This is a genomic window from Kitasatospora sp. NPDC004272, from assembly GCF_053603035.1.
This window is the reverse complement of the sequence record NZ_JBSGET010000096.1, coordinates 1-20,365: the sequence shown is the minus strand read 5'-3', so window position 1 is coordinate 20,365 and position 20,365 is coordinate 1. Positions and strand designations below refer to the sequence as shown.

The following is a 20,365-nucleotide window of genomic DNA, read 5'->3' as shown; positions in this document are numbered from 1 at the left end:
TCCGGCGGGGCTACGGGGTGGGGCCAGCCTCGTAGACCTCCTCGGCGTGCCGCAGGGCGCGGAGCAGGGCGTCCTGTTCGGCGGGGCTGACCGGGCCGAAGTACTCCTGGGCGACCTCGTGCCGGACCCGGGAGATCCGCTCCAGCGCGCGGTGCCCGTCCTCGGTGAGGACCAGGCGCACCGCGCGGCGGTCGGCCGGGTCGGGGGTGCGGGCGACCAGGCCGGCCTCCTCCAGGGCGTCGACCACGGTGGTGGCGGAGCGCGGGGCGATGTGCAGGCGCTCGGCGAGTTCGCTCAGCCGCATGGTCCGGGCGCTCTCGCAGCCGGGCGCGTGGGCGAGGGTGCGCAGCGCCCGGCCCTGGGCGGGGGTGAGGCCGTACGGTTCCAGCCGCTGCATGGTCCGTCGGCGGATCCGCTTCATCGCCCGGGTGAGCGCGTCGGCGAGTTCCGCGGCGGTGTCGGCGGGGCCGGGGGAGGTCATGGGCACAGGTTAGCGGTCGGCTCGGGGACGGTACGGAGGGTGATCGATCTCGCCTCGATAACTTGTTGAGCTTGGCTCAGCAATCGAGTAGCTTAGGCGAGCCTAACCACCTCCGTGCCATCGATCCGAGGAGTCCGCCGTGGCCCGCTCCACCGCCCGCGTCACCACCGACCGCCCCGCCCGCTACGCCAAGCAGCTCGCCGCCCACATGGGTCGCAAGGTCCCCGCCGAGTGGTCGGAGGAGACCGGCCGCGGCTCGCTCGCCTTCGGCGCCGGCCGGGCCGAGCTCACCGCCGAGGACGGCGCGCTGCTGCTGTCCGTCGAGGGTGCCGAGGAGGCCCTCGCCCAGCTGGAGGACGTGGTGGGCCGCCACCTGGTCCGCTTCGGCACCCGCGACGAGCTGGTCGTCGCCTGGCGGCGGGAGAGCGGCGAGGCCGGCACCGTCCAGCGCCTCACCGGCGAGGAGGGCTGACCGTCCCGCCGTCCGCGGCCGCTCAGCCCTGGCGCAGCGGGGGCATCGGCACCGGCGCCGCGAAGGCCGTGGCCCCCGCGCCGACCCCGCCCTCGCAGCTGTTCGGCGGCGCGGTGGTCACGCCCCGGGTGGACGGCTTCTCGGCCGCCCAGAACATGAAGCCCAGCAGCCCGGGCGTCGTCCCCGCCCCGTTCGGCGCGGCGCTCTGCACCCAGCTGCCGGTGGCCTTCTGCACCGAGTTCGCGAAGTTGGTGCACTCCGGGCGGACCTGCGAGCCCTCCGCGATGTACAGGCCGCCGGTGAACTTCGCCGGGGCCAGCGGCGGGATCGCCGGGTTGTAGGTCGGCTTGCCGTCCAGGTGCTCCTGCCAGTTGGCCACCGCCGAGGAGGCGGACGGCTGCTTGCTCGGCACCATCGCGTTGGCGTAGTCCAGCACCGGGTTCGCGGTGGTCAGCCAGTGCGCGGTGGCGTACTGGTCGATGCCGATCAGCCAGCGGTCCCCGGCGGCCACGTCGATGGTCAGCCGGGCGGTCGGGTCCGCGCCCGAGGCGTCGTACGGGTGGGCGGTCCGGTACGCGTCCACGAACGCCTGCAGGCCGGTCAGGTTCGGGCTGTTGCTGTTCTCGTAGTCGATCTCGATGCCCACGCCGAGCTTGCTCGCCAGCGCCGCCGCCTTCTGGCCGAGCAGTGCGCCGTTCTGGGCCAGCGCGGTGTCCCAGTCGCCGGTGTACGTGATGCCGCCGATGGAGAGCATCACCCGGATCCCGTGCGCCGTGAAGTAGTCCACCACCCGCTGGTCCATGCCGACCGGCACCCCGGCGGCGTTCCCCGCGTCGGTGGTGCCGTTCAGCAGCCGCAGCGGGTTGACGAAGCTCAGCACCACCACGTTCACCGAGGGGCGGCCGTCGCCGCGGTCGACCAGCCAGTGGTTGGCGGCGTCGAACTCGGCGAGGTCGCGGGTCTTCGCCCAGGTGCAGGCGTCGTTGCTGCAGTGCCAGGCGCCGTACACCTGCATCGGGGCGGCCGCCGCCGCGGCCGGTTGGACCGGCAGTGCCGTCACCGCCAGGGCGAGCAGTGAGGCCGCCACCGAGAAACGCGTCATGGGCATGACTGGGGAACGCACATTCGCCTCCCGGCGATCGTGTGCTGATGGGTGGGGAACAGGGTGCGCGCGGGCCGGGAGGGCGTCAATGGTCTGGACCGAAAAGGCGGCTGACGGAACGTCAGTCGCCAGGTCGCGGCCGGTCCGGCAGCAGGCGCGGCAGCAGTCGGCGCAGCCCGAGCAGCAGCAGGCCGGCCAGGCACCAGCTCGCCAGCACGTCCAGCAGCCAGTGGAAGTCGCTCCACACCAGGCCCGCCCCTACCCCCAGGCACACCAGCGCGGCCACCGCGCCCACCCGCCGCCCGGCCGCCGCCGACAGCACCCGGGCCAGCAGCAGCGCCGCCGTCCCGTACGCGATCGAGGAGGTCGCCGTGTGGCCCGACGGGTACCAGCCCCACTGGCTCCCGGCCAGCGGGACCCCGTACGGGCCCGGCCGGGCGAACCACACCTTCGCCGGCACCACCAGCAGCGGGACCAGCACCGCGGCCACCACCGCCACCGGCACCGGCACCCACCAGCGCGGACGCCCCCCGCGCCGGGCCAGCCAGGCCGCCAGGCCCGCGCAGCCCAGCAGCACCGGAACCGCGACCAGCCCGCCGCCCAGGTCCGACAGCGCCACGCCCAGGTGGTTCAGCAGCGTCGAACCGATCGCCCGGCGCAGGTGCCGCACCCCGTCGCGCACCGCGGTGTCGAACCCCAGCAGCGGCCCGTCCACCGCCACCTGCCAGGAGACGACGGTCAGCACCACCGCGAGTGTCATGGCCAGGACAGCAAAAATCGGCCGCCCCGGAGCAGGGGGGAGAGCTCCGGGGCGGCCAAGGCGATCGCCGCGCCGTGCGGCCCGGGGGGTGTGGGCGGGACGGCCGGTCGATCGGTCAGGTGCGTCCGCCTCGGCGGCGGACGGAGTGGTGGGCAGTGGGTGCTGTTCGCTGTCCATCTGTGATGACAGTACGTCAAAGCCGAGTCCCGGAACGGCCGACCCGCCATCGTGCACAGCATCTTCACCACCGGCGGGGCCACCTCCACCCACCCGTCCGGCGGCTGAACGCGCGGGGGCGGGACGGGATCCGCCCCGCCCCGCCCCCGCACCGCCCACCAGCGGATCCGTCCGCTCCGGAGGTCCGGATCAGACGCCCGCGAAGGCCGACTCCAGGATGTCCAGGCCCTCGGTCAGCAGGTGCTCCGGGATCACCAGCGGCGGCAGGAAGCGCAGCACGTTGCCGTAGGTGCCGGCGGTCAGCACCACCAGGCCCTCCGCGTGGCAGGCCTTCGCGATCGCCGCGGTCGCCTCCGGGTGCGGCTCCTTGCCGCCCGGCTTCACCAGCTCCACCGCGATCATCGCGCCGCGGCCGCGGACCTCGCCGATGCGCACCCGGTCGGAGTCGGCGAACTTCTCCTGCACAGCCCGCAGTCGGCCCAGCATGACCTCGCCGATCCGCCGCGCCCTGCCGTTCAGGTCCTCGGACTTCATGGTCTCGATCGCGCCCAGCGCGGCCGCGCAGGCCACCGGGTTGCCGCCGTAGGTGCCGCCCAGGCCGCCCGAGTGCGCCGCGTCCATGATCTCGGCCCGGCCGGTCACGGCCGCCAGCGGCAGGCCGCCGGCGATGCCCTTCGCGGTGGTGATCAGGTCCGGGACGACGCCCTCGTCCTCGCACGCGAACCACTGGCCGGTGCGGCAGAAACCGGTCTGGATCTCGTCCGCCACGAACACGATCCCGTTCGCCTTCGCGAACTCCACGATCGCCGGCAGGAAGCCCTTGGCCGGCTCGATGAAGCCGCCCTCGCCCTGGATCGGCTCGATGATGATCGCCGCGACGTTCTCCGCGCCGATCTGCTTGGTGATGACCTCGATCGCCTGTGCGGCGGCCTCGGCGGCGCAGTTCTCCGCGCCCGTCAGCCAGCGGTACGGGTACGCCACCGGGACGCGGTAGATCTCCGGCGCGAACGGGCCGAAGCCCTGCTTGTACGGCATGTTCTTCGCCGTCAGGCCCATGGTCAGGTTGGTCCGGCCGTGGTAGCCGTGGTCGAACACCACCACTGCGGTCCGCTTGGTGTAGGCGCGGGCGATCTTCACCGCGTTCTCCACCGCCTCGGCGCCCGAGTTGAACAGCGCGGTGCGCTTGTCGTGGTCGCCCGGGGTCAGCTCGTTCAGCTGCTCCGCCACCGCCACGTAGCCCTCGTACGGGGTCACCATGAAACAGGTGTGCGTGAACGCGGCCAGCTGCTCGGTCGCCCGCGCCACCACGGCCGCGGCGCTGTTGCCCACGTTCGTCACGGCGATGCCCGAACCGAAGTCGATCAGGCTGTTGCCGTCCACGTCCTCCAGCACGCCGCCGCCGGCCCGCGACACGTACACCGGCAGCGTGGTGCCCACGCCGGCCGGCACCGCGCCGAGCTTGCGAGACTGCAGCTCCTGCGACTTCGGGCCGGGGATCGCGGTGACCAGTCGGCGCTCCTGCGGGAGCGGCGTTGCAGCGCTCATCTGTCTTCTCCAAGTTCTTGACGCGGTAACCGCAGGCTACGACCGGCCGCGCGGCCCGGGCATGCGCCACTCGGTACTGCTGGGCCGTCCCAGTTGTCCGGCGCGGCCAGTGGCCGAAGATCGGCTGCGCGCCCGCGCACTCCACTACATTGGCCCCGGGTGTGTCGGTGGGACGGCGGAGCGGGTATGGCACCGCCGGCAACGTAGGAGGGGCCCGAAGTGGAACTGAACGACGCGAGAACCCAGCACACCCACCCCCATCTCCCCCCGCCCCGCGCACCCTTCCACCTCCCCACCTGGGCCACCGCCCCCCGCCCCGAGGCCGCCCCCGGCATCTACCGGCAGCACCACACCCCGCACGACCCGAAGGCCGCCGAACAGGCGAAGACCCCGGCGGGGCCGCTGCTGCTGCGGGCGGTGCTGAACCTCGCGGTCGGGCTCTTCGTCTACCTCGAAGGCGTCTCCCTGGTGCAGGGCCTGCTGACCGCCATCGGGCTCACGGCCCCCAACTCCTTCGTCATCTCCCTGCTGATCGCCGCCGCGGTCAACGTCGCGCTGATCATCCTGGTGCTGATGGTCTTCGGACGGATGGGCCGCTGGGGCGAGGTGTGGCGGCGCTGGATCGCCCCCGTCCTCGCCCACACCGTCACCGAGGTTCCGCCCACCCCCGAGGCGGCCCCCGTCGTCGACGTGTGGGCCGAGCTGCGGCCGGCCGGTGAGGCCGTGCGGCGGCTGGACGGGGAGCCGGTGGGGGACGTGGACTACGTGCGGCTGCACCAGGCGTGGCGGACGGTGGGGACGGACCCGGTCGCGTGGCAGGAGTTCGCGCAGCAGCTGGCGGCCAGGGGCGCGGCGGCCTGCGCGCACCCGTCCGAGCAGCGGGACCTGCCGGGCGGGCGGGCGGCGCGGCACGACCTGCTGGTGCGGCAGGTGCGGCTGGGCACGGCGCAGGACGTGCCGAAGAACCCGGTCACCCACCGCAACGCCGGGTTCGCGCTGGACCCGCGGGTGCTGGGCACCTCGCTGCTCGCCGTCGGCCCGGCCGGCACCGGCAAGACCGCCTCGCTGGCCCGTCCGGTCGCCGAGGCGCTGTGCCTGCAGGCGCTGGCGGGCGCGGCCTGCGCGGTGGTGGTCGGCGCGGCCGACGCGGACCTGGGGCCGGACGACTGGTACGACGTGGTGATCGCCCCCGGCGACCCGGGGGCCCCGTACGGCCTGGACTTGTACGGCGCGGTGCCGCACTCGGACGAGGCGGCGGCCCGGCTGGCCGACGCGCTGCTGCCGGACGAGCTGGCGCCGCGGGCGGAGAGCGCCCGGGCCGCGATGCAGCAGGTGGTCGGGCCGTACCGGGCGGCGTACGGCAGCTACCCGGGGGTGCGGGCGCTGCGCGCGTTGCTGGCGGGGGACGAGGAGGGCTGGGCGGAGCTCGGCGAGCGGCTGCGCAAGTCGGGCCGGTGGGCGGAGTTCGAGGCGGACCTGCAGCAGCGCGAGCGGGCGCACGGCCGGGCCGACGACCCGGGCGCGCTGCTCGCGGACCGGCTGGCGCTACTGGACCGGCCCGCGCTGGCGGCCGGGTTCTCCGGCGGGCCGGACGCCAAGCCCGCGTTCGCGATGCGCGCCCTGGAGCACCCGCTGCGGGTGCGGGTGAAGCTGCCCGAGCGCAGCCACCCGGAGGCCGCCCGGATCCTGTCGCGGCTGCTGCTGGGCCAGTTCACCCAGGCCGCCGCGGACCGCCGGGACCGCGAGCTGTTCGCCGGGCTGGTGCTGGACGACGCGACCGCCGCGGTCGACGCGCAGGCGGTGCGCGGCGTGCAGCGGCTGCGCGGCGCCAACGCGGGCGTGGTGCTGCTGCTGCGCACGCTGTCGGACCTGCCGGAGGCGCTGCGGGCGCCGCTGTTCGGCGCGGTCGGCAACCGGATGGCGTTCCCCGGCATCGCGCCCTGGGACGGCCGGCTGTTCTCCGAGGCGTGGGGCACCCACCTGGTGCGGGAGACCGCGGTGACGCACGTCCCGGACACCTCCGGAGGAACGGTTCGCCGCGCCGGCCGGCTGGTGCGCAAGGCGCTGTCCGGCACCACCGCGCAGACCGAGTCGGTCACCACCCGGGACGTCGAGCGGCACCGCTGGTCGCCGTCCGACCTGGCGCACGCGCTGCCGTCCGGGCACGCGGTGATCTCGCTGACCTCGGTGACGGGGGAGCAGGTGCCGCCGCTGCTGGTCGACCTGCGGCACTGAGCGGGCGGGTCGCGGGCCGATCATCGTTGGGTCACGGAAGCTACGGACCGGCGGATTTCGGCACTCCGGGTTGTCCGGAGCGTCCATAATGGGGGGAGACCCCTCCTCGCCCGGCCGCAACGGCGCGTCCAGGTCGAACCACCGAAGGTGCCATGCCCCCCACTCTCGCCTCCGTCGTCCGCACCACCGCGCTCCACCTGACGGTGCTGGCCGGCGCGGACCACCTGGAACGACCCGTCCGCTGGGTGCACACCAGCGAGTTGGACGACCCGACCCCCTTCCTGGAGGGGGGAGAGCTGCTCCTGACCACCGGCATCAAGCTGGGCAAGGGGGCCGCCGGGCTGCAGGCGTACGTGCACCGGCTGGCCGACGCGGGCGTGGTCGGCCTGGGGCTGGGCGTCGGCCTCTCGCACAGCGAGGTGCCGCAGGCGCTGGTGGAGGCCGCCGCGCAGCGCGGGCTGCCGCTGCTGCGGGTGCCGGAGGCGACGCCGTTCATCGCGATCTCCAAGACCGTCTCGGCCGCGCTGGCCGCCGAGCAGTACGAGGCCGTCACCACCAGCTTCGAGGCGCAGGAGGAGCTGACCCGGGCCGCGCTCGGCAAGGACGGCACCACCGCGGTGGTGCGCCGGCTGGCGGCCCGGCTGGGCGGCTGGGCCGCGCTGTACGACGGCTCCGGCGCGCTGTCCGCGGTGGCCCCCGACTGGGCCGCCCGGCGGGCCGGCCGGCTGGCCGCCGAGGTCGACCGGCTGCGCCGCCGCCCGGCCCCGTCGAGCGCCGCCCTGCAGGGCCGGGCCGGGACGATCGACACCGCCGACGAGGACTACGTGGTGGTCCAGTCGCTCGGGGCGGACCGCCGCCCGCGCGGCTTCCTGGCGGTCGGCACCGAGGACCGGATCACCCCGACCGAGCGGTACGTGCTGAACGCGGCCGTCGCGCTGCTCACCCTCACCCTGGAGCGCTCGCGCGAACTGCGGCAGGCCGAGGAGAAGATGGGCGCCGCGCTGCTGCGGATGGTGCTGGCCGGCGAGGTCGGCACCGCCCGGCAGGTCGCCGCCGGGCTGTTCGGCGGCCTGCCCGAGGGCACCGTGCGGGTGCTGGTGGCGGCCGCCGGGCCCGGCCCGGAGGCCGCGGAGGCGCTCGGCGAGCTCGCCGACCGGGCCGAGAACGCCGGCGGCAAGGTCGGCGAGAAGCTGCTGGTGTCCCGCGAGGACGGCGCGCACGGGCCGCGGCTGACGGTGCTCGCGCTGGACAACGGCTCGGTGCACCGGGCCTGCCTGGGCGCCGTCGAGGAGCACGAGGGCCTGTCGCTGGGCGTCTCCGCCCCGGCCGAGCTGGAGGACGCGGGCACCGCCCGGGCCCAGGCCGAGCGGGCCCTCGCGGTCGCCCAGCGCGGCGGCCGGCGCACCGTCGACCACGAGGAGGTCGGCGCCGGTTCGCTGCTGCCGCTGCTCGGCGAGGACGCCGTCACCGCGTTCGCCGAGGGCCTGCTGCGCCCGCTGCGCGAGCACGACCGCACCGCCCGCGGCGACCTGGTCGCCTCGCTGCGGGCCTGGCTCTCCCGGCACGGCCAGTGGGACGCGGCCGCGGCCGACCTGGGCGTGCACCGGCACACGCTGCGCTACCGGATGCGCCGGGTCGAGGAGCTGCTCGGGCGTTCGCTGGACGACACCGACGTCCGGATGGAGCTGTGGCTGGCGCTCAGGTCGGGCGAGGAGTAGGCCGTCCCGTCCTCCGCGGCGTCCTAATCGAGTCCCGGTTTCGTCCCGTCCGTCCAATCGGAAACCCCGATCCCGGCCCCTACCGTGAAGGCGACAAGTCTTTCGAGGGAAGGGGCCGGTGCGACCGTGACCACCACTCATGAGTTCTGGCTGGCCGGGCGGCGGGCGAGCGGCGAGACGGCGTTCGAGGTGCGCCACCCGCACGACGGCGGTCTGGTGGCGACGGTCGGCGTGCCGACGGACGCGCAGGTGGAGGAGGCCGTGGCGGCCGCCGCCGCCGCGGTGCCGGTGTTCGCCGCGACCCCGGCGCACCAGCGGGCGGCCGCGCTGGACCACGTCGCCAAGCGGCTGGCCGAGCGCACCGAGGAGATCGCCCGGCTGATCACCGCGGAGAACGGCAAGCCGATCAAGTGGGCGCGCGGCGAGGTCGGCCGGGCCGTGTCGGTGTTCCGCTGGGCCGCCGAGGAGGCCCGCCGCACCAACGGCGAGACCATGCGGCTGGACACCGACCCGGGCGGCACCGGCCGGTACGCGATCGTGCGGCGCTTCCCGCGCGGCGCGGTGCTGGGCATCGCGCCGTTCAACTTCCCGCTGAACCTGGTGGCGCACAAGGTGGCCCCGGCGATCGCGGTGGGCGCGCCGATCATCCTGAAGCCCGCCCCGGCCACCCCGCTGTCCGCCCTGGTGCTGGGCGAGATCCTGGCCGAGACCGACCTGCCGGCCGGCTCCTGGAGCGTGCTGCCGGTGGAGAACGCCAAGATGCCCGCGCTGGTGCGGGACGAGCGCCTGCCGGTGATCTCGTTCACCGGCTCCGACAAGGTCGGCTACCAGATCATGGACTCGGTGCCGCGCAAGCACGTCACCCTGGAGCTCGGCGGCAACGCCGCGGCCGTGGTGCTGGCGGACTGGAGCTCCGAGGCGGACCTCGACTGGGCGGCGAGCCGGATCGCGCTGTTCGCCAACTACCAGGGCGGCCAGTCCTGCATCTCGGTGCAGCGGGTGATCGCCGACGCGAGCGTCTACGACCGCCTGGTGGAGAAGGTCGTCGAGAAGGTCCGGGCCCAGGTCACCGGCGACCCGTCGGACGAGGCCACCGACGTCGGCCCGCTGGTGGACGAGAATGCGGCCGTGCGCGTCGAGTCCTGGGTCGAGGACGCGGTCGCCAAGGGCGCCAAGCTGCTGACCGGCGGCAGCCGGGACGGCGCCGCGTACGCCCCGACCGTGCTGGCCGAGCTGCCCGCGGACGCCATCCTGGCCAGGGCCGAGGTGTTCGGCCCGGTGCTGTCGCTGCACCGGGTGGAGGGCACCGAGGAGGCGTTCGCCGCCGTCAACGACTCGGCGTTCGGCCTGCAGGCGGGCGTGTTCACGCACGACGTGCAGACCGCGTTCCGGGCCCACCGCGAGCTGGAGGTCGGCGGCGTGGTGATCGGCGACGCGCCGTCCTACCGGGCCGACCAGATGCCGTACGGCGGGGTGAAGGACTCCGGCGTGGGCCGCGAGGGCGTGCGCTACGCGATGGACGACTTCACCTTCGAGAAGGTGCTGGTCCTCACCGGTCTGGACCTCTGAGCGGCCCCGGCAGGACTCCGGACGCCCCGCCCGCCGCTGCCCCCGGCGGTCGGCGGGGCGTTCGCGCCGGGGGCCGGGGCAGGCCCGGCGGCAGGACACAATGGGGGCATGAACTCGCTCGCCCATCCGCAGTCGCGCTTCACTCCGGTCGTCCGGGACCCGCAGGGCCCCCGGGAGTTGGTCATCCTGGGCTCGACCGGTTCGATCGGCACCCAGGCCATCGACGTGGTGCTCCGCAACCCCGACCGGTTCGAGGTGGTCGCGCTGTCCGCGGCCGGCGGCCGGGTGGAGCTGCTCGCCGAGCAGGCCGTCGCGCTCGGCGTGCGCGCCGTGGCGGTGGCCGACCCGGCGGCGGTGGGGCCGCTGCGCGCGGCGCTGGCGGCGAAGGCCGGCGGGGCCCCGCTGCCCGAGGTGCTGGCGGGCCCGGACGCGGCGACCGAGCTGGCCGCCTCGGAGTGCCACTCGGTGCTGAACGGCATCACCGGTTCGATCGGCCTGGCCCCGACGCTGGCCGCGCTGCGGGCCGGCCGGGTGCTGGTGCTGGCCAACAAGGAGTCGCTGATCGTCGGCGGCCCGCTGGTGAAGGCGGTCGCGAAGCCCGGCCAGATCGTGCCGGTGGACTCCGAGCACGCCGCGCTGTTCCAGGCGCTGGCCGGCGGCACCCGCGCCGAGGTCCGCAAGCTGGTGGTGACCGCCAGCGGCGGCCCGTTCCGCACCCGCACCCGCGAGCAGCTGGCGGGCGTCACCCCGGCCGAGGCGCTGGCGCACCCGACCTGGGCGATGGGCCCGGTGGTGACGATCAACTCGGCGACCCTGGTGAACAAGGGCCTGGAGGTGATCGAGGCGCACCTGCTGTACGACGTGCCCTTCGACCGGATCGAGGTGGTGGTCCATCCGCAGTCGGTCGTTCATTCGATGGTGGAGTTCACGGACGGCTCCACGCTGGCCCAGGCGAGCCCGCCGGACATGCGGATGCCGATCGCGCTGGGCCTCGGCTGGCCCGACCGGGTGCCCGGCGCGGCGCCCGGCTGCGACTGGACCAAGGCCGCGACCTGGGAGTTCTTCCCGCTGGACGACGTGGCCTTCCCGGCGGTCGAGCTGGCCCGCGAGGTGGGTACGCTCGGCGGGACCGCTCCCGCGGTCTTCAACGCCGCGAACGAGGAATGTGTGGACGCTTTCCTGAAGGGCGTGCTGCCCTTCACCGGAATCGTGGACACTGTGGCGAAGGTGGTCGCCGAACACGGCACCCCGGCGGCGGGAACTTCGCTCACTGTGGAGGACGTACTCCAGGCGGAGCACTGGGCCCGCGCCCGGGCCCGGGAACTGGCGGCAGGTTAGGCACGACGGAGGCGACGCGGTGGACTTGGTGATGAAAGCGCTGGGCATCCTGCTCTTCGTGGTCGGGCTGCTGTTCTCGATCGCCTGGCACGAGCTCGGCCACCTGTCCACCGCGAAGCTGTTCGGGATCCGGGTGCCGCAGTACATGGTCGGCTTCGGCCGGACGATCTGGTCGACCAGGCGCGGCGAGACCGAGTACGGCCTCAAGGCGATCCCGTTCGGCGGCTACATCCGGATGATCGGCATGTTCCCGCCGGGCGCGGACGGCCGGATAACGAAGCGGTCCTCCTCCCCCTGGCGGAGCATGATCGAGGACGCCCGGGCCGCCTCCTACGAGGAGCTGCAGCCCGGCGACGAGACCCGGCTGTTCTACACCCGCAAGCCGTGGAAGCGCGTCATCGTGATGTTCGCCGGCCCGGGCATGAACCTGGTCCTGGCGATCGGCCTGTTCTTCACGCTGTTCATGGGCATCGGCGTCACCCGCTCCACGCCGACCGTCAGCTCGGTCAGCGAGTGCGTCGTCCCGTACGGCGAGAAGACCGACACCTGCGCGGCCGACGCCGAGAAGTCCCCGGCCAACGCGGCCGGGCTGCGGGCCGGCGACACCATCAAGGTCTTCGACGGGGTCGCGATCCACGACTACGCCCAGCTGCAGGCCCTGATCCGGGACTCGGCCGGCAAGCACGTGGCGATCGAGGTCCGGCACAAGGACGGCGCCGCCGAGACGCTGGCCGCCGACATCAAGACCAACACCCTCGCCGCGATGGACGAGGACGGCGTCCCGATCAAGGACAAGACCGTCACCGCGGGCTTCCTCGGCATCACCCCCGCCACCGGCGTCCAGCACCTGTCGGTCGGCGGGAGCCTCGACGAGATGGGCAAGATGGCGAGCCACGGCGTGGAGTCGCTGGGCCAGCTGCCCGGCAAGATCCCCGGCCTGTGGCACTCCGTGGTCGACGGCGCCCCGCGCGAGCAGGACTCCCCGGTCGGCATGGTCGGCGCGGCACGGCTCGGCGGCGACGTGTTCGCGATGGACCTGCCCGCCACCCAGCAGCTGGCCTTCTTCGTCCAGATGCTCGCGTACATGAACTTCATGCTGTTCCTGTTCAACATGCTGCCGCTGCTGCCGCTGGACGGCGGCCACATCGCCGGCGCCCTGTGGGAGTCGGTCCGCCGCACCGCCGCCAAGGTGCTGCGGCGCCCCGACCCCGGGCCGTTCGACGTGGCCCGGCTGATGCCGCTGGCCTACGTGGTCGCCGGGATCTTCGTCTGCTTCACCGGCCTCGTGATGGCCGCCGACATCGTCAACCCGGTGCGCATCAACTAGCCGCGCGCCACCCGCGGCCGGGTGTGCTCCGCCACCCGGCCGTGCCGTACCGTTGGACGCCGGGCGCCCGCCACCACGGCGCGCGCGCCCCGACTCACCGAACCTCTCCAGAGGAAAAAACTGCGCACATGACCGCGATCTCGCTCGGTATCCCCTCCCTGCCGCTCAAGCCGCTGGCCCAGCGCCGCCACTCGCGTCAGATCATGGTCGGCAACGTGCCGGTCGGCGGCGACGCGCCGGTCTCGGTGCAGTCGATGACCACCACGCTCACCTCCGACGTCAACGCCACGCTGCAGCAGATCGCCCAGCTGACCGCCTCGGGCTGCCAGATCGTCCGGGTCGCCGTGCCCTCGCAGGACGACGCCGACGCGCTGCCGATCATCGCCCGCAAGTCGCAGATCCCGGTGATCGCCGACATCCACTTCCAGCCGAAGTACGTGTTCGCCGCGATCGACGCCGGCTGCGCCGCGGTCCGGGTCAACCCCGGCAACATCAAGGCGTTCGACGACAAGGTCGGCGAGATCGCCAAGGCCGCCAAGGACGCCGGGGTGCCGATCCGGATCGGCGTCAACGCCGGTTCGCTCGACAAGCGGCTGCTGGAGAAGTACGGCCGGGCCACCCCCGAGGCGCTGGTGGAGTCCGCGCTGTGGGAGTGCTCGCTGTTCGAGGAGCACGACTTCCGCGACATCAAGATCTCGGTCAAGCACAACGACCCGGTCGTGATGATCAACGCCTACCGGCAGCTCGCCGCCGCCTGCGACTACCCGCTGCACCTCGGCGTCACCGAGGCCGGCCCGGCCTTCCAGGGCACCATCAAGTCCGCGGTGGCGTTCGGCGCGCTGCTCGCCGAGGGCATCGGCGACACCATCCGGGTCTCGCTGTCCGCCCCGCCGGCCGAGGAGATCAAGGTCGGCATCCAGATCCTGGAGTCGCTGAACCTGCGCCAGCGCGGCCTGGAGATCGTCTCCTGCCCGTCCTGCGGCCGCGCCCAGGTCGACGTCTACAAGCTCGCCGAGGAGGTCACCGCCGGCCTGGAGGGCATGGAGGTGCCGCTGCGGGTCGCCGTCATGGGCTGCGTCGTCAACGGCCCCGGCGAGGCCCGCGAGGCCGACCTCGGCGTGGCCTCCGGCAACGGCAAGGGCCAGATCTTCGTCAAGGGCGAGGTGATCAAGACCGTGCCCGAGTCGAAGATCGTCGAGACCCTGATCGAGGAGGCCATGAAGCTGGCCGAGCAGATGCAGGAGGAGGGCGTCGAATCCGGCGCCCCCGTGGTCGTGGCCGCCGAGTGACGGCCTGAAGTCCCCCGGCGGGGCCGCCCAGCGGGCGGCCCCGCCCGTTCGAGAGGTGCCCCCGTGCTCGACCGAGGTGTGATGCTGCCCGGCCCCTTCCAGGCCGCCCGGGCGCTCGCCGCCACCCGCGTGCTGGAGGCCCCCGACCTCGACGACGCGCTGGAGATCCTGCACCGCGACCCCGTCGCCAACGCCTTCGTCGCCACCCGGGTGGAGGCCGTCGGCCTCGACCCCTGGCGGCTCGGCGGCGAGATGTGGGGCTGGCACGACGCCCACGGACGGCTGGACGCGCTCTGCTACGCCGGGGCCAACCTGGTCCCGGTGGGCGCCGGGCCCGAGGCCGTCCGGGCCTTCGCCGAGCGGGCCCGCCGGCAGGGCCGCCGCTGCTCCTCCATCGTCGGCCCCGCCGAGGCCACCGCGATGCTCTGGGCGCTGCTGGAGCGCTCCTGGGGCCCGGCCCGCGACGTCCGCGCCCACCAGCCGCTGATGGCCACCTCCACGCCCGTCACCGAGGTCGAGCCCGACCCGCTGGTGCGCCGGGTCGGCCGGTCCGAGGTCGAGGCGCTGATGCCCGCCTGCGTGGCCATGTTCACCGAGGAGGTCGGCATCTCCCCGCTGGCCGGCGACGGCGGGCTGCTCTACCAGGCCCGGGTCGCCGAACTGGTCTCCGGCGGACGCTCGTTCGCCCGCTTCGACCAGGACGGCCGGGTCGTCTTCAAGGCTGAGATCGGCGCCGTCACCGCCGCCGCCTGCCAGATCCAGGGCGTCTGGGTCGCCCCCGAGCACCGCGGCAAGCGGCTCTCCGAGAGCGGCATGGCCGCCGTGGTCAACACCGCCCTCGCCGAGGTCGCCCCCGTCGTCTCGCTGTACGTCAACGACTTCAACGTCCGGGCCCGCGCCGCCTACCGCCGGGTCGGCTTCCGCGAGGTCGGCGCGTTCATGAGCGTGCTGTTCTGATCCGCCGTCAGCCCCGGGCCGGGTCGCGCAGCGGCAGGTGCGCGCCCATCACCGCGTACGGGCGGGCCGTGTTCGGGAAGCGCACCGCCGGCGCCAGGTCCCGGTAGCCGAGCGAGCGGTACAGCCGACGGGCCGGGGTCTCCGCGTCGATCGCCGACAGGATCGACCGGTCCAGGCCCGACCGCCCGCACAGCGAACGGATCAGCCGGGTGCCCACCCCGAGGCCCTGGAACTCCGGCAGCACGTGCAGCTCCGTCACCGCGAACACCCCGTCCAGCCAGTCCTCGTGGCCGCGCGCCGCCAGGTACGGCTCGATCACCGTCGACCACCAGTGCGTCCGCTGGTTCGGCATCCCGTACCCGAAACCCACCAGCCGCCCCCGGGACATCGCGCCCAGCGCCACCACCCCCGGCTGCAGCGCGTGCCGGCCCACGATCGGCAGCCGCACCGCGACCTCGTGCGGTCCCAGCCCGAACGCGACCGCCTGGACCTCCAGCACGGCGGGCGCCCACGCCGCCAGGTCGATGGCCTCGATCGTCACCCCGGTGAGCTGCTCCATGAAGCGGGACGTTACTACCTGCCGCCGCGGCCGGCCGATCGCCCCGGTCTCACAGCCAGGCCGCGAACTCCAGGCGGAGCTCGGCCGCCGCCGCGTCGCCCGCCGCGAACGCCCCCAGCGCGGTGTCCACCGCCCGCAGCAGGGTCCAGGCCCGGACCCGGTCGGCGGGCAGCTCCACCGCCTCGGCGAGCTGCGCCAGCCGCCGCCGGGCCGCGCCGCGCGGGCCGGGCGAGGCGGCCAGGGTGTCGATCCGGTCCAGCACCAGGCGGGCCAGGTCGTGGGCCCGGTCGCCGACCAGCGGGCGCGGCGCCACCGCGAGCCACGGGGAGCGGTCCGCGGCCAGCACCCGGCCGTGCTGGAAGTCCCCGTGCAGCAGCCAGTCGCCGCCGTCCGCGGCCAGCGCCACCGCCTCCAGGGCCTCGTCCACCAGCGGCCCGGCGTCGACCGCGGCGGGCAGCGCGCGGCGCCCGGCGATCCGGTCGGCGACCCGCCCGGCCCGGTCGGCCAGCGATTCGAACGGGTGCTCCGGCGGGGCCTGCACCCACAGCCGGCGCAGCAGGCTGGTGGCCTCCAGCATCGCCTTCGGCTCGGCGAGCGAACGCAGCGGGACCTCGCCGTGCAGCCGCTCCAGCAGCAGCGACCCGTCCGCCTCGTCCAGCAGCAGCACCGCGCCCCGGCCCGCCCACACCCGCAGCGCGGCGGCCTCGGCGGACGGCCGGGCCACCTTCAGCGCCACGGGGGCCAGGTCGTCCGCGCGGTGCGCGTACACCATCACGCTGCCCCGGCCGCCCGGTTCGACCACCCGCTCCGGCACCAGCCGCCAGTGCGCGAGCCGCTGCGCGACCAGCCCGGGCAACTCCGCCAACCAGGACTCCCCGGCGGGGTCGTCCTCCGCCCGCACCGACTCGACGAGACGTTCCGGGACGCTGAACCGCGCAGGTTGTGCCATGGGGACGATTATCCGGGGCGGGTCGTGAGGGGACGGCGGGACGCGCATCCAGGGGCTCGGGGAACGGCGAGGCCCGGTCTGCTGACGGTGCACTGCCGTTGGGTGCCGCCGCTTCGGGTTCTGTTTCAGGCACGCAGCAGCACGGGCACTTCGATGGGCTCCGGCCGTCAGCAGCATCGACCCGCCGTTCCCCGGGCCCCTGATTTCGCCTCCCCGGTAGGGCTCTCTACCGGTCGGCGGCGAGGCCCGGGAGGGCGGGGAGGTCGGCGCCCCAGTGGGCGGCGCGCAGGGCGGATTCGCGCAGGGCGGCGGCGGCCGGGGCGCGGAAGGCGGCGCGGGCGGCGAGGTCGGCGTAGGCGGCGGTGAGCTGGGTCTCCAGGTGGGCGGCCAGCCGGGCGGCGGTGTCGGCGTCCTTGACCTGGAAGGGGAGGCGGTAGCCGGCGGCCGCGGCGGTGGGGGAGGCGCCCCCGGCGGCCAGGACGCGCTGCCAGGTGTCGCGGCGGGCCTGGTGCGCGGCGTAGCTGCCGCGGGCGTCCTCGCGCCGGGGGCCGGCGGGGAGGAAGGCGCCGACCACGCCGTAGCCGTAGACGGCCGCGTGCTCGGCGGCGAGGGCCGCCTGCAGGGCGTCGGCGTCGGCGGTGGGGAGCGCGGCGGGCGGGGCCGCGGGGGAGGTGGAGGGGGAGGGGTCGGCGGCGGGCGCTGTGCTGTCGCCGAGGGCCGCCGCGTGGGCCGCGTCGGAGGCGGCGACCGAGGCGAGGGTGCGGGCCAGCTCCGGGGAGGCTGCGGCGAGGTCGGCCAGCCGCAGTTCGGCGGTGCGCAGTTCGGCGGCGGCCAGGTCGGCGGCCGTCCGGGCGGGGGAGGGCGTCGAGGGGGAGGCGGAGGCGGTGGAGGACGGGGACGCGGAGGGCGCGGGGGAGGCGGCGGCCGGGGCGAGCGCCTCGCGGTGCCGGAGCAGGTCCTCGCGCAGGTCGCCGAGCTTGTCGGCGTCGGCGGCGGTGGCGGCGGCGAGGACGGCGTCGTAGTCGGCCAGCAGGGCGTCGGTGGCGGCGAGTTGACGGCGCCGCAGCGGAAGGTCGGGGTCCTCGGCGCCCGGCCGCGCGGGCTGCGCGGGGTGGTCGCCGGTGCAGCCGGTGAGCAGCTGGAACCCGGCGAGCGCCCCGAGGGCCAGGAAGGTCCGGCGTGCGGGCACGGGCATCGTGGCTCCAGCGGGGTCGGTGGGGGCCGGGTGCCCCCCGTCGGGAGAATCTCTACCGGAGCCACACGAGCCCCGTACGGAGCTTGGACGGTATCCGACCGTTGTGAGGTTCCTCGCAGGGGGTGCGGGCGCCCCGGGTCGGAATCGGTGGTTCGGGGGTTGACCCGATAGGCTTCGCGGTGAGTTAGCACCTTCGACAACAGCAGACGCGGCCGAGGAGTCACCCGGATGAGCACCACCCCCACTGACCGGCTGCGCGCCCTGTTGGAGCCGTTGGCCGCCGAGGCCGGGCTCGACCTCGAAGAGGTGAAGGTGACCCAGGCCGGCAGCCGCCGCCAGGTGCAGATCGACGTGGACGCCGACGGCGGCGTCGACCTCGACGCCATCGCCGAGTTCTCCCGCCTGGTGAGCCAGGCGCTGGACGCCTCCGACCTGATGGGCGAGGCCCCCTACCTGCTGGAGGTCGGTTCGCCGGGTGCCGAGCGCCCGCTGAGCGAGCCGCGGCACTGGCGCCGGGCGACCGGCCGGCTGGCGGCGGTGAAGCTGGTGGACGGCGCGGAGCTGACCGCGCGGGTGCTGGAGAGCGACGAGGACGGCGCGCTGGTCGAGGTGCAGCCGGTGAAGGGGCGCGGCCGCCCCAAGGAGCGCCGACTGGAGTTCGCGGAGATCGCGCGGGCCCGGGTGCAGGTCGAGTTCAACCGCAAGGACGAGGAACTGCTCGACGCCGCCGCCGACATCGCGGACGTGGACGAAGAGGAAGAGGAGGCGTAGTCGTGGACATCGACATGAGTGCCCTGCGCGGGCTGGTCACCGAGAAGGGCGTGCCGTTCGACCTGCTGGTCGAGTCGATCGAGTCGGCCCTCCTCATCGCGTACCACCGCACCGAGGGCTCGCGCCGCCGGGCGCGGGTGGAGCTGAACCGCAAGACCGGCCACGTGACGGTCTGGGCGCTGGAGGACGCGTCCGAGCTGGAGGAGGGCGTCGAGCCGAAGGAGTTCGACGACACCCCGTCGGGCTTCGGCCGGATCGCCGCGTCCACCGCCAAGCAGGTCATCCTGCAGCGGCTGCGGGACGCCGCCGACGACCAGACCTTCGGCGAGTACGCGGGCAAGGAGGGCGACATCGTCACCGGTGTCGTCCAGCAGGGCAACGACCCGAAGAGCGTGCTGGTCGACATCGGCAAGCTGGAGGCCATCCTGCCGCCGCAGGAGCAGGTCCCGGGCGAGGACTACCGGCACGGCACCCGGCTGAAGTGCTACGTGGTGGGCGTGCGGCGCGGTGTCCGCGGCCCGTCGGTGACGCTGTCGCGGACCCACCCGAACCTGGTGAAGCGGCTGTTCGCGCTGGAGGTCCCGGAGATCGCGGACGGCTCGGTGGAGATCGCCGCGATCGCCCGCGAGGCCGGCCACCGCACCAAGATCGCGGTCTGGTCGCGCCGGCAGGGCCTGAACGCCAAGGGCGCCTGCATCGGCCCGAACGGCATGCGGGTGCGCGGCGTGATGGCCGAGCTGCACGGCGAGAAGATCGACATCGTTGACTGGTCGGAGGACCCGGCCGAGATGGTCGCCGCCGCGCTGTCGCCCGCCCGGGTGACGAAGGTGGAGATCGTCGACCTGGCCCAGCGCTCCGCCCGGGTGATCGTGCCGGACTACCAGCTGTCGCTGGCGATCGGCAAGGAGGGGCAGAACGCCCGGCTGGCCGCCCGGCTGACCGGCTGGCGGATCGACATCCGTCCGGACACCGAGGCCCCCGCCGAGGAATCCTCCAACCGCTAGCAACGTTGTCATGTGCCCCCGGGAATCTACTCGGCGGCGGTGAGTCCCTTCGGAGGGGTAGACTTGAACGTGTCTGGCCGGACGCATGTCCGGGCATGCCCTGAACGCACCTGCGTGGGCTGCCGCAAGCGCGCGGCCAAGCACGAGCTGCTGCGTGTCGTGGCGGGCGAGGGCGGATGCGTCCCCGATCCCCGCGGCACTCTGCCGGGCCGGGGCGCGTATCTGCACCCCGACCCGAACTGCCTCGACCTCGCGGTCCGCCGCCGGGCGTTCCCCCGGGCCCTCAAGGCCCAGGGCGCGCTCGACCCCGGCGCCCTGCGGGAGCACCTCGGGGCGGGAGCAGGTCCGGCCGACCGGCAGTCGGCCCACTGACGGGCCCCGCGCCCGGCAACACGCACCAGCGCACGGCACGCGGTCACGCCGCCGTGCGCCCCAGTCAGGTACCTCGCGAGATGGAAGTAGGTCGAGATTGCGATGAGCACTCGATGAGTACGCGATGAGTACGCCCATGAAGTAACGGCAGTCCGGCGGACGAATACCCCGGACGCATAGACAGGAGCGAAGTGGCTAAGGTCCGGGTATACGAGCTCGCCAAGGAACTCGGTTTGGAGAGCAAGGCCGTCATGGCCAAGCTCACCGAGTTGGGCGAGTTCGTGCGTTCGGCGTCCTCGACGATCGAGGCGCCGGTCGTGCGCAAGTTGACTGACGCTTTGGGAGCGACCCCGCCGTCCGGCGGCGCGTCCTCCGCGAAGCCGGGCCCGCGGAAGCCCGCGGCGCCCCAGCCGTCCGGCGGTGCCGGCTCGGCCGCACCCAAGCCGGGTGCCCCCACCCCCGGCCCGCGTCCCACCGTGACGCCGGGCCCCCGTCCCACCCCCGCCGCCCCCGCGCCCGCCGCGGGTCCGGCCGCGCCGAAGCCG

General features: G+C 74.5%; 19 protein-coding genes. 12 read left to right on the top strand and 7 right to left on the bottom strand.

Going from position 1 to position 20,365, the window contains the following annotated elements; translation table 11 throughout:
* Nucleotides 1-10: 10 nt before the first annotated feature.
* Nucleotides 11-481 (bottom strand): MarR family winged helix-turn-helix transcriptional regulator, encoded by a 471-nt coding sequence (locus ACWEO5_RS26200; protein ID WP_344556089.1) that lies wholly within the window; start codon nt 479-481, stop codon nt 11-13.
* Between the two features lie 139 nt (nt 482-620).
* Between ACWEO5_RS26200 and ACWEO5_RS26195 the strand changes: the two genes are divergently transcribed.
* The gene (locus ACWEO5_RS26195; RefSeq protein WP_452164695.1) at nt 621-953 is read left to right on the top strand and encodes a DUF2218 domain-containing protein; all 333 of its coding nucleotides are present in this window, start codon (nt 621-623) and stop codon (nt 951-953) included.
* A 22-nt stretch (nt 954-975) separates the two neighbouring features.
* Here the strand turns inward: ACWEO5_RS26195 and ACWEO5_RS26190 are convergent, their stop codons facing one another.
* The 3 genes from ACWEO5_RS26190 to gabT all read right to left on the bottom strand — a co-directional run bounded on the left by ACWEO5_RS26190 (nt 976) and on the right by gabT (nt 4,537).
* Nucleotides 976-2,055 (bottom strand): glycoside hydrolase family 18 protein, encoded by a 1,080-nt coding sequence (locus ACWEO5_RS26190; protein ID WP_452164694.1) that lies wholly within the window; start codon nt 2,053-2,055, stop codon nt 976-978.
* A gap of 121 nt (nt 2,056-2,176) precedes the next feature.
* Nucleotides 2,177-2,815, bottom strand: a complete 639-nt coding sequence (locus ACWEO5_RS26185; protein WP_452164693.1) for a phosphatase PAP2 family protein — start codon at nt 2,813-2,815, stop codon at nt 2,177-2,179.
* Between the two features lie 366 nt (nt 2,816-3,181).
* Nucleotides 3,182-4,537 carry a 4-aminobutyrate--2-oxoglutarate transaminase gene (gabT, locus tag ACWEO5_RS26180; RefSeq protein WP_452164692.1) on the bottom strand — a complete coding sequence of 452 codons (1,356 nt, stop codon included), beginning with the start codon at nt 4,535-4,537 and terminating at the stop codon, nt 3,182-3,184.
* Between the two features lie 219 nt (nt 4,538-4,756).
* Here gabT and ACWEO5_RS26175 point away from each other — a divergent pair, with 219 nt between their 5' ends.
* The 7 genes from ACWEO5_RS26175 (at nt 4,757) to ACWEO5_RS26145 (ending at nt 14,970) form a co-directional block, all read left to right on the top strand.
* Entirely contained in the window at nt 4,757-6,772 is a 2,016-nt protein-coding gene (locus tag ACWEO5_RS26175) for an ATP-binding protein (RefSeq protein WP_452164691.1), read from the top strand.
* Nucleotides 6,773-6,924: 152 nt separating this feature from the next.
* Nucleotides 6,925-8,490, top strand: coding sequence for a PucR family transcriptional regulator (locus tag ACWEO5_RS26170; protein ID WP_344556099.1), 1,566 nt, complete (start codon nt 6,925-6,927; stop codon nt 8,488-8,490).
* A gap of 126 nt (nt 8,491-8,616) precedes the next feature.
* The gene (locus ACWEO5_RS26165) at nt 8,617-10,059 is read left to right on the top strand and encodes an aldehyde dehydrogenase family protein (protein WP_452164690.1); all 1,443 of its coding nucleotides are present in this window, start codon (nt 8,617-8,619) and stop codon (nt 10,057-10,059) included.
* Between the two features lie 108 nt (nt 10,060-10,167).
* A complete protein-coding gene (gene dxr / locus ACWEO5_RS26160) occupies nt 10,168-11,397 on the top strand; it encodes a 1-deoxy-D-xylulose-5-phosphate reductoisomerase (protein WP_452164689.1) in 1,230 nt (409 codons plus the stop codon).
* Nucleotides 11,398-11,428: 31 nt separating this feature from the next.
* Nucleotides 11,429-12,724 carry a M50 family metallopeptidase gene (locus tag ACWEO5_RS26155; protein ID WP_452164704.1) on the top strand — a complete coding sequence of 432 codons (1,296 nt, stop codon included), beginning with the start codon at nt 11,429-11,431 and terminating at the stop codon, nt 12,722-12,724.
* Nucleotides 12,725-12,852: 128 nt separating this feature from the next.
* Complete coding sequence (gene ispG / locus ACWEO5_RS26150) at nt 12,853-14,013, top strand: flavodoxin-dependent (E)-4-hydroxy-3-methylbut-2-enyl-diphosphate synthase (RefSeq protein ID WP_033253947.1); 1,161 nt, start codon at nt 12,853-12,855, stop codon at nt 14,011-14,013.
* A gap of 81 nt (nt 14,014-14,094) precedes the next feature.
* The gene (locus ACWEO5_RS26145) at nt 14,095-14,970 is read left to right on the top strand and encodes a GNAT family N-acetyltransferase (protein WP_452164703.1); all 876 of its coding nucleotides are present in this window, start codon (nt 14,095-14,097) and stop codon (nt 14,968-14,970) included.
* 7 nt (nt 14,971-14,977) lie between these two features.
* Here ACWEO5_RS26145 and ACWEO5_RS26140 read toward each other — a convergent pair whose 3' ends face one another.
* The 3 genes from ACWEO5_RS26140 to ACWEO5_RS26130 all read right to left on the bottom strand — a co-directional run bounded on the left by ACWEO5_RS26140 (nt 14,978) and on the right by ACWEO5_RS26130 (nt 17,673).
* On the bottom strand, nt 14,978-15,529 hold the full coding sequence (locus ACWEO5_RS26140; RefSeq protein WP_344556106.1) for a GNAT family N-acetyltransferase: 552 nt from the start codon (nt 15,527-15,529) through the stop codon (nt 14,978-14,980).
* 49 nt (nt 15,530-15,578) lie between these two features.
* A complete protein-coding gene (locus ACWEO5_RS26135) occupies nt 15,579-16,478 on the bottom strand; it encodes an aminoglycoside phosphotransferase family protein (RefSeq protein ID WP_452164688.1) in 900 nt (299 codons plus the stop codon).
* A gap of 226 nt (nt 16,479-16,704) precedes the next feature.
* Nucleotides 16,705-17,673 (bottom strand): ferritin-like domain-containing protein, encoded by a 969-nt coding sequence (locus tag ACWEO5_RS26130; protein WP_452164687.1) that lies wholly within the window; start codon nt 17,671-17,673, stop codon nt 16,705-16,707.
* A gap of 228 nt (nt 17,674-17,901) precedes the next feature.
* Between ACWEO5_RS26130 and rimP the strand changes: the two genes are divergently transcribed.
* From rimP to ACWEO5_RS26110, 4 genes are all read left to right on the top strand, one after another.
* Nucleotides 17,902-18,444 (top strand): ribosome maturation factor RimP, encoded by a 543-nt coding sequence (gene rimP / locus ACWEO5_RS26125; RefSeq protein ID WP_344556112.1) that lies wholly within the window; start codon nt 17,902-17,904, stop codon nt 18,442-18,444.
* Between the two features lie 2 nt (nt 18,445-18,446).
* The gene (nusA, locus tag ACWEO5_RS26120; protein ID WP_344556114.1) at nt 18,447-19,448 is read left to right on the top strand and encodes a transcription termination factor NusA; all 1,002 of its coding nucleotides are present in this window, start codon (nt 18,447-18,449) and stop codon (nt 19,446-19,448) included.
* A 69-nt stretch (nt 19,449-19,517) separates the two neighbouring features.
* The gene (locus ACWEO5_RS26115) at nt 19,518-19,820 is read left to right on the top strand and encodes a YlxR family protein (protein ID WP_344556168.1); all 303 of its coding nucleotides are present in this window, start codon (nt 19,518-19,520) and stop codon (nt 19,818-19,820) included.
* 191 nt (nt 19,821-20,011) lie between these two features.
* Nucleotides 20,012-20,365 (top strand): translation initiation factor IF-2 N-terminal domain-containing protein (locus tag ACWEO5_RS26110; RefSeq protein WP_452164686.1); only part of this gene is annotated, 354 nt, incomplete at its 3' end.